This is a genomic window from Escherichia sp. WS547, assembly GCF_046486065.1.
GTDB classification, from domain to species: Bacteria; Pseudomonadota; Gammaproteobacteria; order Enterobacterales; family Enterobacteriaceae; genus Escherichia; species Escherichia coli.
In genome coordinates, this window is the sequence record NZ_JBJQMA010000016.1 from 70,665 (window position 1) to 85,293 (window position 14,629).

Annotated in this window: 12 protein-coding genes and 3 pseudogenes; 4 read left to right on the top strand and 11 right to left on the bottom strand. The window is 49.5% G+C overall.

The window, feature by feature from the left end; all coding sequences use genetic code 11:
* The first annotated feature begins 123 nt into the window (after positions 1-123).
* The gene (gene ydfZ, locus ACJHWK_RS15180) at positions 124-327 is read left to right on the top strand and encodes a putative selenium delivery protein YdfZ (RefSeq protein WP_000214712.1); all 204 of its coding nucleotides are present in this window, start codon (positions 124-126) and stop codon (positions 325-327) included.
* Between the two features lie 35 nt (positions 328-362).
* Here ydfZ and ACJHWK_RS15185 read toward each other — a convergent pair whose 3' ends face one another.
* Both ACJHWK_RS15185 and ydfJ read right to left on the bottom strand, forming a co-directional pair.
* Positions 363-1,823 carry a mannitol dehydrogenase family protein gene (locus ACJHWK_RS15185; protein WP_000527786.1) on the bottom strand — a complete coding sequence of 487 codons (1,461 nt, stop codon included), beginning with the start codon at positions 1,821-1,823 and terminating at the stop codon, positions 363-365.
* 88 nt (positions 1,824-1,911) lie between these two features.
* Positions 1,912-3,195, bottom strand: a pseudogene (gene ydfJ / locus ACJHWK_RS15190) (MHS family MFS transporter YdfJ); the annotation flags it as partial.
* A gap of 603 nt (positions 3,196-3,798) precedes the next feature.
* Between ydfJ and ACJHWK_RS15195 the strand changes: the two are divergent.
* The 3 genes from ACJHWK_RS15195 (at position 3,799) to ACJHWK_RS15205 (ending at position 5,121) form a co-directional block, all read left to right on the top strand.
* A complete protein-coding gene (locus ACJHWK_RS15195; RefSeq protein ID WP_120795384.1) occupies positions 3,799-3,912 on the top strand; it encodes a YnaM/YnfT family protein in 114 nt (37 codons plus the stop codon).
* Between the two features lie 68 nt (positions 3,913-3,980).
* Positions 3,981-4,214 carry a cold shock protein YdfK gene (gene ydfK, locus ACJHWK_RS15200; protein WP_000836768.1) on the top strand — a complete coding sequence of 78 codons (234 nt, stop codon included), beginning with the start codon at positions 3,981-3,983 and terminating at the stop codon, positions 4,212-4,214.
* A gap of 316 nt (positions 4,215-4,530) precedes the next feature.
* The gene (locus ACJHWK_RS15205; protein ID WP_000086527.1) at positions 4,531-5,121 is read left to right on the top strand and encodes a recombinase family protein; all 591 of its coding nucleotides are present in this window, start codon (positions 4,531-4,533) and stop codon (positions 5,119-5,121) included.
* Between the two features lie 97 nt (positions 5,122-5,218).
* On the opposite strand, the pseudogene ACJHWK_RS15210 reads toward ACJHWK_RS15205, so the two are convergent.
* The 9 genes and pseudogenes from ACJHWK_RS15210 to ACJHWK_RS15250 form a co-directional block, all read right to left on the bottom strand.
* Positions 5,219-5,329: pseudogene (locus tag ACJHWK_RS15210) on the bottom strand (tail fiber assembly protein); the annotation flags it as partial.
* A 19-nt stretch (positions 5,330-5,348) separates the two neighbouring features.
* Positions 5,349-5,642 carry a hypothetical protein gene (locus ACJHWK_RS15215; protein ID WP_000355609.1) on the bottom strand — a complete coding sequence of 98 codons (294 nt, stop codon included), beginning with the start codon at positions 5,640-5,642 and terminating at the stop codon, positions 5,349-5,351.
* Positions 5,643-5,652: 10 nt separating this feature from the next.
* Complete coding sequence (locus ACJHWK_RS15220; protein ID WP_000235967.1) at positions 5,653-6,357, bottom strand: tail fiber domain-containing protein; 705 nt, start codon at positions 6,355-6,357, stop codon at positions 5,653-5,655.
* Positions 6,358-6,366: 9 nt separating this feature from the next.
* Positions 6,367-6,648: a hypothetical protein gene (locus tag ACJHWK_RS15225; RefSeq protein WP_000654154.1), complete on the bottom strand. Its 282-nt coding sequence runs from the start codon at positions 6,646-6,648 to the stop codon at positions 6,367-6,369.
* Positions 6,645-9,044: a prophage tail fiber N-terminal domain-containing protein gene (locus tag ACJHWK_RS15230; protein WP_410234866.1), complete on the bottom strand. Its 2,400-nt coding sequence runs from the start codon at positions 9,042-9,044 to the stop codon at positions 6,645-6,647. The genes ACJHWK_RS15225 and ACJHWK_RS15230 overlap by 4 nt, the downstream gene beginning before the upstream one ends.
* A gap of 64 nt (positions 9,045-9,108) precedes the next feature.
* Positions 9,109-9,708 carry an Ail/Lom family outer membrane beta-barrel protein gene (locus ACJHWK_RS15235; protein WP_175096856.1) on the bottom strand — a complete coding sequence of 200 codons (600 nt, stop codon included), beginning with the start codon at positions 9,706-9,708 and terminating at the stop codon, positions 9,109-9,111.
* 67 nt (positions 9,709-9,775) lie between these two features.
* A complete protein-coding gene (locus ACJHWK_RS15240; RefSeq protein ID WP_275801831.1) occupies positions 9,776-13,255 on the bottom strand; it encodes a host specificity protein J in 3,480 nt (1,159 codons plus the stop codon).
* Positions 13,256-13,315: 60 nt separating this feature from the next.
* A pseudogene (locus ACJHWK_RS15245) lies at positions 13,316-13,888 on the bottom strand (tail assembly protein).
* The gene (locus ACJHWK_RS15250) at positions 13,885-14,628 is read right to left on the bottom strand and encodes a C40 family peptidase (RefSeq protein ID WP_032156900.1); all 744 of its coding nucleotides are present in this window, start codon (positions 14,626-14,628) and stop codon (positions 13,885-13,887) included. The pseudogene ACJHWK_RS15245 and the gene ACJHWK_RS15250 overlap by 4 nt, the downstream one beginning before the upstream one ends.
* Position 14,629 lies beyond the last annotated feature (1 nt).

Here is a 14,629-nt window from a genome sequence, read left to right on the forward strand (position 1 = left end):
TCATGCATGCATCAAAAAAGATGTGAGCTTGATCAAAAACAAAAAATATTTCACTCGACAGGAGTATTTATATTGCGCCCGTTACGTGGGCTTCGACTGTAAATCAGAAAGGAGAAAACACCTATGACGACCTACGATCGTAACCGTAACGCAATCACCACTGGCAGCCGTGTTATGGTTAGCGGCACCGGTCACACTGGCAAGATCCTGTCGATTGATACTGAAGGTCTGACCGCTGAGCAAATCCGCCGCGGAAAAACCGTAGTTGTTGAAGGTTGTGAAGAGAAACTGGCACCTCTGGACCTGATTCGTCTCGGCATGAACTAAGCGTGTGAATGCCGCCGATGGCGGCATTGCTTTTTTTACTTCACGGAATATTTCGCCACGGTCGCTTTCGCACCATGCGCTAATAAAGACAAGTACGCTTCCGTCACTTTTGCAGTAAACAAGCTATTGTCTGGCAAATCATCACCAAAGATCGCCTTAATCGCCAGCAATGACTGGACGCGCGCTTTCCCTTCGGCACTACTTTGTACAGCCTTCTGAATAACAGGTAACAGTGGGTCACTGATTTCTATCGGATTTCCCTGTTCATCAACACCACCGACATAACGCATCCAACCTGCGACGCCCAGCGCCAGCAGATCGAACTTGCTGTCATGCGCCAGATGCCAGCGAACAGAATCCAACATCCGCTGTGGCAATTTCTGGCTGCCATCCATCGCAATCTGCCAGGTTCGATGACGTAGCGCCGGGTTGCTATAGCGTTCAATTAATCGGTTAGCGTAATCTTGCAAATCAACGCCCTGCACTTTCAACGTCGGCGCTTGTTCCTGCAACATCAAGGCATACGCTGCATGACGATAATGTTCATCTTCCATGCAGTCATTAATGTGCTGATATCCGGCAAGATACCCCAGATACGCCAGGAATGAATGACTGCCGTTGAGCATGCGCAACTTCATCTCTTCATAAGGCAGCACATCACTAACCAGTTCGGCTCCCGCTTTTTCCCATTCCGGACGTCCGGCAACAAAGTTATCTTCTATTACCCACTGGCGGAAAGGTTCACAGGCAACGCCAGCAGGATCGCGCACACCGGTAAGTTGTTCGATTTTCGCCAGCGTATCCTCTGTCACTGCGGGCACAATACGGTCCACCATTGTTGATGGGAAAGTCACGTTTTCTTCGATCCATTGTGCCAGTTTTACATCAACAGCTTGCGCGTAGGAAGTGACAACGTCACGCATAACATGACCGTTTTCTGGCATGTTGTCACATGACATGACGGTAAATGCGGGAAGTCCTGCCGCTTTACGGCGAGCCAGCGCCTCGACAATCACCCCTGTTGCAGTTTTCGGCTGGTGGGGATTTTGTACGTCGGCAACGACCATCGGGTGATCGAGCATTAACTGTCCGGTCGCCGGAGAGTGGAAATACCCTTTTTCGGTGATTGTCAGAGAGACAATCGCGATTTGCGGTTCACACATCGCAGCCAACACGGTTTCTAAGCCATCAATCTGTACGTGCAAGGCTTTTTTAACGACGCCAACGACGCGAGCCGTCCACGCATCGGCCGACATTTCCGCAACGGTATAAAGATTATCTTGCTGTTGTAAATCGGCAATTTGCTGTTCGCCGCCGATTAAGTTGACCTCATAATATCCCCAGTCACTGAAATGTTCCGTAGCAAGAATATCGGCATACACGCCCTGATGCGCACGGTGAAATGCACCAAAGCCTAAATGAACAATTCTTGGGGCCAGGTTATTACGATCATAAACAGGGAGTGTCGCTTTTGCTGATAACAAATTATTTCCCATAACAATTCCTTAAATATAAATATGGCAAGCTACATGTTTTGTTATATGAATAAAAATCCCCTCTCCGGTAAGAGAAGGGATTGAGGATTTAAAGACTTATGGAAGGTTGCGCAGCTCTGACAACACGCGGTTGATCTTCCGCAGCGTCTTCCAGCGCACTTAAATCACGGTCTTTCACTTCTGGCATTTTCAGCGCAGAGATTAAACCAATCACTGAATATGCCATGATCATAATGGCGATCGGATACCAGGATTCCGTCATGGTGCAGAAAATACCCGCCAGGATAGGACCAAAACCGGAAGCGATAAGACCACCAATTTCTTTAGAAATAGCCATCCGGGTAAAGCGGTTTTTACAGCCGAACATTTCTGCCATGGTAATGTTTTCCAGAGCAAATAATCCCAGCACCGCACAGTTATGAATCACAATCAGTGCAACCATAATGGTGCTCGGGGCATAGCTTTTATCTACGATGATAGAAAGCATTGGCCACGCCAGCACAATCGCAGAGGTATTCATAATAATATACGGGATCCGGCGACCAATTTTATCGGATAACCAACCAAGGAACGGAATGGTCATAAAGCCGAGAATCGAACTGATCATCAATGCACCTGTTGGAATTGCTTTGTTAAACAATAACGTCTGCACTAAATAGCCTGCAAGGAAAGTCTGAATTAAACCGGAGTTACCAGCCTGACCAAAACGCAGCCCTGTTGCCAGCCAGAAGGATTTGCTCTGGAACATGCTACCAGCAGGTGCAGGTTTTGCTGTCGGTTGGTTGCTGTCGTTAACCTTCTCAAAGACCGGGCTTTCTTTCAGATTCATACGCAACCAGATAGCAAAGACCATCACGACAACGCTCGCCAGGAACGGTATACGCCATCCCCACGCCAGCAGTTCCTCTTTACTGAGAATGAAGAACATAAAGGCCCAGATTGCCGTTGCGCTCAAGGTTCCGCAGTTAGTCCCCATAGCAACAAATGAGGAGATAATTCCGCGCTTACCTTTTGGTGCATATTCCGCCAGCATCGTGCCGGCACCGGAAATTTCCGCGCCTGCCCCCAGCCCCTGAATAATACGCAGCGTCACCAGCAAAATTGGCGCAAACACACCAATTTGTGCATAGGTCGGCAGCACACCAATTAAGGTGGTACAGATCCCCATCATGGTGATGGTAATAAAGAGCACTTTTTTACGCCCGATTCTGTCGCCCATTTTGCCGAAAATAAATGCTCCGACAATACGCGCCACATAACCTGCACCGTAGGTTCCCATTGCCAGAATTAACGCCATTGCCGTTGATGATTCAGGAAAAAATATTTCATGAAACACTAACGCTGCGCCGAGCGAATATAACTGGAAATCCATAATTCACAGGTGTTTTTTCCCATCCTGTGGTTTCCTTGGCGTTTTCTAGGTTTTTTCAGATAGTTGCATTTTTTAAAAAGCATCCTAAGTTCGATCTCAGTGTCTATCTGGGGCCTATTTCTGTCCCATATATGCCCCAAAAAAACTCCTCAACAGATAAGTAGTTTTTTCATGGAGTTACGCGTAAAATCAATAACGGCTGGAAATCATTCAATACTCGCACTATCGAAAAATTTACCAGCCAACCGCAGCACGTTCTTGCATAAGGCGTGTCTGCGGTTTTTCAACTATTCAGATACATCACTCCCATCACATTCATTCCTCCGCATCAAAGGCATATAGGCTATATCACCTTGATATTTTTCTTCTTCAGATAAAAACTGTTATCTATGTATACTTTTAAACCCAATCCGTGTAGAGTCTCTGCATAAGATAGTTTGCAGTTGCCACTTCAGCTTGCGCCATAAACCGCCTGATTTTTGCTGCCATCTGTTAGCATTCCTGTATACCTGAAACGACAATGTTTATCTACGAACTTTAAGAACACCCAGGATAAAAATTGTCAACTATATCATATATAACACATTACTAATTCGAGGCTATATGAACAGCATACTGATAATCACTTCGCTCCTTATCATATTCAGCATTTTTAGTCATGCTCTAATAAAATTAGGGATTGGCATATCCAATAACCCAGACAAAACCGATGTATAAGTCAACATATCCTGAATCAGACATACAATATCGCAATGAAAATCAATAATATTTTAAGGAATATATTCATGAAATCAAAAGACACCCTAAAGTGGTTCCCTGCGCAGCTTCCTGAAGTCAGAATTATCCTAGGGGATGCTGTAGTGGAAGTAGCAAAACAGGGAAGACCTATCAATACCAGAACATTGCTTGATTACATTGAAGGAAACATAAAGAAAAAATCATGGCTGGATAACAAAGAATTATTACAAACAGCGATATCAGTTCTTAAAGACAACCAAAATTTAAATGGTAAAATGTAATATAATAAACTTACTTTTTTATCATTTTTCCACTTTAACAACATTTTGCTCCACTTTTCCACGACCAAACAACTTGAAATCTGGTTAAAATAACACGCAACACTATTCTTCTTCCTTGAGTCCGCCCGGAACTCGAAAAACAAACCGAGTTAAAGCCATTTTTCACAAAATCGATTTTGGGTCTCACCAAAATTACGGGGTTGCATACGCATTCGTTTATTTTCGAACGTGTACATACAAACATGCACAAAAATAATCAAAATTATTTTCTGAGATGCATTATGATATGAACACCAATTTCGTATAGAGTCTCACTATGTCTCGAATTTTTGCTTACTGTCGGATATCAACGCTGGATCAGACCACCGAAAATCAACGCCGGGAAATCGAAAGTGCAGGTTTTAAAATCAAACCTCAGCAAATAATCGAAGAACACATTAGCGGCTCAGCAGCAACCAGTGAGCGTCCTGGTTTTAACCGGTTGCTTGCTCGCCTGAAATGTGGTGATCAATTGATTGTGACAAAACTGGATCGCCTTGGTTGTAATGCAATGGATATCAGGAAAACAGTGGAACAACTGACCGAAACAGGTATCAGAGTGCATTGCTTAGCATTGGGGGGCATTGACCTGACCAGTCCAACAGGAAAAATGATGATGCAAGTAATTTCAGCAGTCGCTGAATTTGAACGAGACCTTTTACTTGAACGCACTCATTCCGGGATAGTAAGAGCCCGGGGCGCAGGGAAACGTTTTGGTCGACCACCTGTGTTAAATGAAGAACAGAAACAGGTGGTATTCGAACGGATTAAGTCAGGTGTAAGTATAAGTGCCATTGCCCGGGAATTCAAAACCTCGCGGCAAACCATTTTAAGAGCCAAAGCAAAACTTCAGACACCTGACATATAAAAAATAATCTCGGTGTGAGATGCCTTACGTCTTCCAAGCCCCCTTCCTTGCCGTAAATGGAAAGATACATCTAATTATAGAATTTATATGTTTTACCCTACGGCAGTGCTGGCCATTCAATATCCTGTGCAGTTGACGTATCAACACGGTTCAGCAACACCCGATACTTCTTCCAGGCTTCCCGCAACGAGGTTTCTTCCTCCGTTGCATATACAGCTCACCTTTTTTCACCCACGATTAACCAACAGCCAGACCAGCAGACACGCCACCACCGGCACAGCAAAATCCATCAGGCTTGCCACATCCCACGCACGCGGATCAAAACCGCCCCACCACGGCATATTCATTCGCTTGCCATGCCCGAACATTTCAATCCAGCGATATTCTGCCTGGGTATGTTCACGCGCAATGAAGAACGTACAACCAGCTATCGCCCCGTAAGCCCAGTTTCCGGTAAAAAGACCAACCAGTACCTGCGCAGCCACAGCACAAAGTGCATGAAGGAAAGGTGTTATATCCATTACGCCTCCTTTATCCGATATCGCTTCGGGAAACGGATAACAACTTTAATTCTGACTCAAGTTCATCAACTCTTTCAGTCAGCTTCTGGATATGGTGAATCAGTGGAACAACCAGACGTTCGTACATTACACCTTCGGCAACAAGGCCATTGCTGGAAATGGTTTCCGGTGCATCATCTTCGTTGGCTGGTCGCCAGTGAACAAACTGAGGGGCAATTTCTCCTACTTCCTCGGCAATCAATCCATAGAATCCCCAGTCACGCCTGTCATTTTCGCATTGCGACCTGTACCACACAGGGCGCATCCTGAAAATGAGATCGGCGTGCTCTGAATCTATCGTCTCTACTGAATGTTTATAGCGGATAGACGATGTTGACCGCAGCACAGACGAAATTGCAGGGTCAGGATTAAGATAAAGATTTGCCGCCGCTGTAGTTGTGCCCAATCCCCATAAATAAAACGCTTCACGGCCAGTCAGCGGGTAAAAATCTCCGCCATAACGACCACTTTCCAGATCGTTCACTTCCACTTTGTTTTTCAGCTTATTATCCACTTCTGTTTTTGTGTATCTGGTACTGATATCCTGCTTTGCACTGTCCATATCAGTCTGAAGCGTTGATACTTTTACGTTAATTGAGGAAATATCTTCCTTTGCCTTACTGACATCTCCCTTTAGCGTTTTGATGTCATCAGGAATTACTGTCGATGTAGCCATTTTTCTTCCTCACATCCAGCTACGGAGTTGATGCTCAACAGCAACCGCGTGTTCATCGAATAATGACGATATTTGCGAATCATTAATGATGCGCACATTTACAAAATATCCGTCCTCCTTAACACATACCGGCTCGCCATCTTCAGTAAGTTCTCCGGTTTCTTTGTACACATTACCTATCACGTCAATAAGAATATCATCCTGCATCGACTCGTCATCATAATAGCCAATGCTCTCCATAAAGGCCGAAAAGTCGGCCCTGTCTGCAAATTTGAGTGTTAAATCTTTCATTTAATACTCTCCCCCATTTGCGCATCAGTTAATTCTTTATGCCAGAGACGAAGATTTCTCAAATGGCCGAATAGATGACGAGTTCCCGATGTGGCTTGACCTCCAATTCGAATAAAGGTCCGTGTTTTTACGCCCGTCCACTCCGTTTTCATAGTTTTAGTAGCCTCACCGTTAGAAACTACTCGTTTAGTACCATCAGAATAAATATTAAAACCACCAATGAATTTTCGAACATCAGCTCGACCAGCAAACACACTAGAAACGTAAGTACTTGTCGACGCTTTATAAGTTTGCATATAAAGCTGACCGTAATATTTCTCAGTTGTGTTAAAAGCGTATGTAATTGACTCAATAGGTGGCACACCAGAAAAATCAAAAATACGCGGTGCTACATTAGGAGGAATATCGCCCCAATTTCTATTAACCTCGACAAGACACGTAAGCGGTCTATTATAGATATTATTTTCAGTTGGGATCGTCACCATATCACTGGAGCGGGTTGCGGGTGCAGTTGTCGTAATAACAAAAGATGAAGCACATCCGCCGTTTTCAAATTGTGGTGTTGCAAGGTAAATATAATCTCCCGCTTCAGTTATACCACCTTTTTTCGGCGCATACTGAATCATTGCGCCAATTAAGGTTTCACCTTCAACAGCTTCTATAGTTGCCTCATAGAAAATCCACCCTGTAACCGGATCTTTAGTTGCAGTAGCTGCTATTCTATTGGCTGCCCCGCCAGTTTTTTCTATTATCAGAGTTCCGAAAGTTAAATAAGCATCTCCTAAAAATGTATAAACCGACCCATCGTATTTTTCAAAACGCAAACGACAACGAAGACTATCAGGAGCTTTAACCCTGCATGAAACAGTGCAATACTTATTATCGCCACTAACATCAATCCCCCGGGATGCACTGCATGTATGCAGACTAAGTGCAGATGATTGTCCTGTCATATTATCTTTTGTTCGCATTTTGGTATATGAAAAACCAAATTCATCAACACCATTATTAGTTTTATCGATATTGCTGGTACTCGTCCATTCAGCGGGAGTATTGGATTTAACAAAATAGTTAGTGCGCTGTCCTTCAATCAATAAACCTTCTTTTTCAAATCGTGGCTCATCAATTTTAGCAACACTAAATACGCCTGATTTATTGATATATGTGGCAGTTGATGCGCGTTTAAACTTAACAACCTTGTCGCCAGGCATCGTTATTTCATCATCACCAATAACAATTTTTTTATATGACGGCGAAAAGCCCGTAATCATATCCAGTGAATCGTTAAACGGTATCCACACATCAGGCAGTGGCTGTAAGACATATTTATACGGCTCTGCTGCCTGACTTGCATACTCTCTGGCTGCGTCTTCACTTGCTTTAGCTGCTGTCTGGCTTGCTGCCGATGCTTTCGCCGAGTTCGCCGCTGCAGTCTCGCTTGTCTTTGCATTGGTTTCACTGGTTTTTGCTGCTTTTTGACTGTTGGCTGATGCAGTGGCAGAAGCAGCCGCCGCGCTTGCAGAACCAGCTGCAGCACTCTCGCTTTGGGCTGCTGCATCCTGACTGTTTTTCGCCGCAGTTTCGCTGGCTTTGGCATTCGTTTCGCTGGTCTTCGCTGCCGTCTGGCTGGACTTTGCGTTAGTTTCACTCGTCTTCGCAGCTTTCTGGCTGTTAGCCGCAGCAGTTGCTGATCCAGCTGCTGAAGTCGCAGAACCGGCTGCCGCGCTCTCGCTTTGGGCTGCTGCAACCTGGCTGTTTTTTGCCGCAGTTTCACTGGCTTTGGCATTCGTTTCGCTGGTTTTCGCTGCCGTCTGGCTGGACTTTGCGTTGGTTTCGCTCGTCTTTGCGGCTGTCTCGCTATTTTTCGCGTTGGTTTCTGATTTTTTGGCTGCTGTCGCGGAGTTTGCCGATGCAGTCTTTGAGGTCGCTGCCGCCTGTGCACTATTAGCTGCATTCGTTTCTGAGGTTTTCGCCGCGTTCTTCGATGATGCCGCTGCAGTTTCGGATTTCTTTGCCGCCGCTGCGCTCTGAGAGGCGGCTTCGGCGTTGCGTGCCACTTCTTCCACCATTGCCTCAAAACGACGCAATGCCTCCGGCATGACATCATCTTCCGTCATGGCACCGAGAAAATCATTCAGCGTACCTGGTCTGGAGCCTTCATAGACGGTAATGGTCCCGGCATGTGAAGGCGGAAAACCTTCAACCAGCAGGGTGACGCTGTACTGGCCATACTCAACATCCATGCTGTAACGTCCGGCTTCATCCGGATTTTCAGAAGCCACCGTGTTCACCAGTACCGTGGTGCTGTTACGCTTTGCCTTCAGTTGAATAGTGCAGTTCTGTATTGGTTTTCCCGCACCATCTTTCAGCACACCTGAGATTTTTACTGCTGCCATATCCACTCCACAAAAAAGCCCGCCTGAACCGGCGGGCTGTCATAACACTGTGTTACCTGGCTAATCAGAATTTATAACCGACACCCACGATGAAACCGTCAGTGCGCCAGTCACCACTGCCGGAGCCTTCATAAGCAATATCAATGGCCACGGATTCGGTCGGGTTAAACTGCACGCCAGCCCCCCACGCCAGAGACGTGTTGCTGTGGCGACCGTCATCACTTCCGGTCAGCACATCGTGCGTTTTCCCCTTGCTGTCAGTTACGCGGAGATAATCCCCGGAAAAAGTCGAAACACGGCTGTAAGCCATACCTGCCATCGCATAAGCACTGAACCATTCATTCACGCGTACAGACGGCCCCGCCATCATGCTGAACCAGCGGTTACGCACTGAATCTTCATGCCAGCGGGTATCGCTGTAATGCGTTTTTTGCTCATCTTTGGCATTGGCATAACTGAATGACGTCACCAGCCCCAGCGTGTCCGTAAATTCATAACGGTATTTCACGTTAATGCCCTTCAGGTCATCACTGCCTGGCATATCAGTATGGGTCTGAAGATACCCGGCGCTTAGTGTGGACTGATGCTCTGCTGCGCTCGCTGGCGTACCAGCGGCGACCAGCCAGACTACTGTGGACAGAATAACAGCACATAATTTACGCATAATTACCTCTCGCTTTTCTGCAATAAAAAAGGCGCCATTTCTGGCGCCCGTATCTGGGTTATAAAATTCAGCTAATCGTGATGCCTGCAGTGGCTTTCTTCATCACAACAACCAGCAAATCGCTGATACTTGCTGTGGGATACCAGCCATTTACCAGCCATGCTGACACCGAAAACTCCAGTGTCATGTGACCGTGACCGGCAGGCATATCAATAACGCCACTGTAAATCAGCGTATTATCCAGCGCGGTACGGTTATAAATTTCAGCACCGTTTTTCCGCACTATCAGACGGCATGAGGAGTAAATATCAGTATGCTCTCTCTCATGCTTAGCGCCACTGAATGCCACCGCCGGAATAACAATTTGCCGGTCAAACGGCTGATCGTCATAAACCCTGACGGTAATGGTCCCTGATGGCCACCGCTCCGGTGCTCGGGAGTCACGGGGGAAAGCTTTGCCCACTGTTTTAACGAGATCGCCTTCAATCTGGTTCGCGGACAGTTTTCCCAGAACCCGGCAGTTCTCGTTAATCGTGACGTTGTTGAGCGTCCCGGAGTTCGCATTCACGTTACCGCTGATATCGGCATTTTTCGCCGTCAGCCGCCCGTCCGGTGTCAGGGAAAATGCCGGAGGATTACCGCCGCTGGTAATGGTGGGAGCCGTCAGATATTTCAGGAACACTTCGTTCATGAATATCTGATCGCCCTGACCAACAAACATCGGCTTTGTGTTGCCATTCGCAGGATTAACCATCGCAATCCTGTCCGCCGCCAGCAGCACCTGACTCTGCATGCCGTCAGGGGTGTTCTCAATACCGGCACCAATACCCGCGATATAAAGGCGTCCGTCCTGCATCTGCTGCAGCTTCACAGCCCACATGCTGTTCAGGTTATTATTTGTATCAACCTGAACCTTCTGTATCTGCTGAATTGCCGCACTCTGGTCTTCCAGTTTCTTATTGACGGTCTGCGTGATTTCATTGCTGACATCCGTAATGGACGTCCTGATTTCAGCCAGGTCAGGCGCAAGCTGACCGTTATCAATCTGCGTCCACAGCTCCTGAGCCAGATGGCTTTTCCCTATCTCGCCTTTGAAAAAATCCAGATAGCCGGATGCATCATCACTCGGCTGGCCAACAGCCTCCACAAATGCCGATTTGCCAACGGTGTTCACACTGCGGATGTAAAAATAATAATCATGGCCCGGTTTGATATTGATACTGGCAGCTATCCAGTACAGCGCCGTGCCAAGATAGCGGGCTGTGGTTTCAACCTGCCTGATATCCGCAATCCGCTTTTCCGAGAACCAGAACTCAAACTGTACCGTCGGGTCATAAACGGCAAGATGCGGCGTGGCGGTTATCTGAAAATACCCCGGCGTCAGCTCAATCCGCGACGGTGCTACCGGTGCGGCAATCCGGAACGATACCGACGCCGGATCGCCCTGCTGTCCCCACGCATTTACCGCCCGGACTGTCAGCGTGTACCGCCCCAGCGCCAGTTGCGTGAAGCGGTATGTGGTTTCCGTCGTCCGGGCCGTGCTGACCAGCCGCTCACTGCCGTCATCCGCTGCCACGGTCAGGCGAAGCAGGAAGCTCACGCCCTTCACCACCTTCGGCGTGTCCCAGCGCGCCAGCACCTGATATTCCCCGCTGTCTGCGGTGACTTCGGCGGTCAGGTGCTGCACCGCTGGCGGCGTGACACCATTCACCGTGCCGCTCTGGTCGCCGTCAAAGTGCGCCCCGTTATCCACGATGGCTTCTTTTTCCGGTACATGCTGCACGGCAGTGATGGCATACGTGCCGTCATCGTTCTCACGGATACTCACACAGCGGAACAGGCGCTGGCGCAGCGTCGGCAGCTTCAGCCCCCACACACTGTATTCTGCAACGCCGTCAGGAACCCGGTTCACTTTCACCTTAAGTCCGTCGGTGACGGACTGAACCTCCACGCTGACCGGATTACCACTTCCGTCAACCAGGCTTATCAGCGTGGTACCGGAGGATGGCAGCGTGATTTCACGGTCGAGCGTCAGCGTCCGGGTCTGGCTGTTCACCGCCAGCACGCGACCACCGGTGCTGATACCGGCATAGTCATCATCGCAGATTTCAATGACATCGCCCGGTACATGGCGAAGCCCTTCAGCACCCACGCTGAAATCCACGGTCTTCGTCTCCAGCAGTTCCGTTTTAATCAGCCACAGCCCGGCGCGGTGTGCCTGCCCCCGGCTGGTACAGCCAAAGGCATCCATCTTCGTGACATTACGACCGTAACGGGCAATGGCCTGCGTATCTTCAACAAGCTCTGTCGCCGTCTCCCAGCCGTTGTCCGGGTCAATCCAGTTCACCTCAACGGCATTATGGCGGTCCTTCAGGGCGCTGAAGCTGTAGCGGAACGGCGCGCCATCATCCGGCATCACCACATTACTGCGGTTATAGGTCCACACCTTATCCGACTGTCGGTCCTGCACGAACGTCAGCGTCTGCCCGTTCCATACCGGCATACAGCGCATCGCCGAGCAGAAATCACTGAGCACATCCCACGCCTTGCGCTGTGTGGTCAGGTACGCATTACAGGTGATGCGCGGCTCCGTGCCGCCAAAGCCGTCCGGCACTGACTGGTCGCAGTACTGGCCGATGACATACAGCGCCCATTTGTCCACATCCGCCGCACCAAGACGTTTCCCCATGCCGTAGCGCGGGTGGGTCAGCATATCCCACAGACACCAGGCCATGTTGTTGCTGTATGCTGGTTTTAACGTTCCGTCCCAGATACCGCTGTATTGTCGCGTCTGCGGGTTATAGTTCGACGGCACCTGCAGAATGCGCCCGCGAAGATGATAATTACGGCTCACCTGCTGGCTGCCGAACTGCTCCGAGTCCACCTGTACGCCGACCAGTGCCGTGTTCGGGTAGCACTGTTTCACATCGATGATCTCGGTGTATGACGACCAGAGCGTTTTGTTCTGCAGCTGGTCTGTGGTGCTGTCCGGCGTCATCCTGCGCATCCGGATATTGAACGGGCGCGGCGGCAGGTTATCCACCACCACCGAGGCCAGATACTGCGAGGTGGTTTTGCCCTTAATGGTGATGTCTTTTTCCGTCACCCAGCCACCGTTACGCTGTATCTGAACCAGCAGGCGGACTTCCGACGGATTCCTGTCTCCCTTTGAGGTGGTTTCCACCAGTGCCTGTACACCGAAGGTAAAGCGCAGACGGTCGATGTTTGCCGACGTGATGGTCCGGGTGATCGGCGTTTCATATTTCACTTCCGTACCGAGCACCGTCTCGGAACCGGAGGATTCAAATCCCTCCGGCGGTGACTGCTCCTGCTCACCTGCCCGGAACACCACCGTGACGCCGGAGATATTGGTATTCCCCTCACTGTCCAGCACCGGCGTACTGTTCAGCAGCACGCTTTTTAATCCATCCACCGGACCTTCAATCGGCCCTTCGCTGATGGCATCAATCGCACTCAACAGCTGCGTGGATTTCAGGTTATCTTTCGCTTCGCGCGGGGTATGCCCCTTACTGCTGCCTTTACCCATTCGTCATGCTCCATAAACGACAAAACCGCCCGCAGGCGGTTTCACATAAAACATTTTGCATCAGCGACCAATCACCACAACCTGACCACCGTCCCCTTCGTCTGCCGTGCTGATCTCCTGAGAAACCACCCGTGACCCCACGCGCATTTCACCGTACAGAACGGGCAGAACATTGCCCTGGGCAACCATGTTATCCAGTGAGGAGAAATAGGTGTTCTGCTTACCGTTATCCGTTGTCTGTGTACGGGGAGTTCTGGCTTTCGGTGCCAGCATCTGCGCCACACCACCAAGTACCATACTGGCACCGAGAGAAAACAGGATACCGGTCATACCACCGGCCCCAATGGCTGCCCCCCATGCTGCAAGGGTGGCTCCGGCAGTAAAGAATGATCCGGCAATGGCGGCAGCCCCCAGAACAATCTGGAATACGCCCCCTGACTTGGCCCCGGCGACTCTGGGAACAATATGAATCACAGCGCCGTCAGGCAGAACCTCATGTAACTGCGCCGTCAATCCGGACGTGCTGACGTCCCGCCCGGAAATCCGTACCTGATACCAGCCGTCGCTCAGTTTCTGACGAAACGCCGGGAGCTATGTGGCCAGCGCCCGGATGGCTTCAGCCCCCGTTTTCACACGAAGGTCGATGCGGCGGCCAAATCGTTGTAAATCCCCGTAAAGGCAGATGCGCGCCATGCCCGGTGACGCCAGAGGGAGTGTGTGCGTCGCTGCCATTTGTCGGTATACCTCTCTCGTTTGCTCAGTTGTTCAGGAATATGGTGCAGCAGCTCGCCGTCACCACAGTAAATGGCGGCATGATTCGGCACCGATGAACCAAAACAGCACAGCAGCACATCGCCCGGTTGTGCTGATGACAACGGCACCTGATACAGCCCTGTGGCCTCCAGATTATCCAGATAGAGATTCTGACCGTGACGCCACCAGTCATCCCCGCGATGAAAATTCGGCATCTCAATCCCCGCCAGATGATAAGCATCCCGGAACAGCGTGTAACAGTCCGTCACCCCGTGCTCAAAGCGCCGCCCGGTGAGATGCGGCACACAGCGGAACTTGTGAATCGCCCCCCGGCAGACCAGCCACCACGGCAAATCACTCTGCACCTGCAGCCGCCGGTCAGCCTCACTCAGCCAGGGCAGACCACCGGGATGGCTGTGGACCAGTGCCACAATCTCACCCTGCATCTCTGCCTGCAGCCAGTCCTCCGGAGCCATCCGGAAATAATCCTCCGGCTCACCGGAAATATTCACGCAGGGAAAATATCTTTCCCCCTCCGGCGCTCTCACCACGAAGCCGCACGACTCCGCTGGCGCACATCGCCGGGCGTGCGCCAGAATCGCTGATTCTGTCTCTGTCATG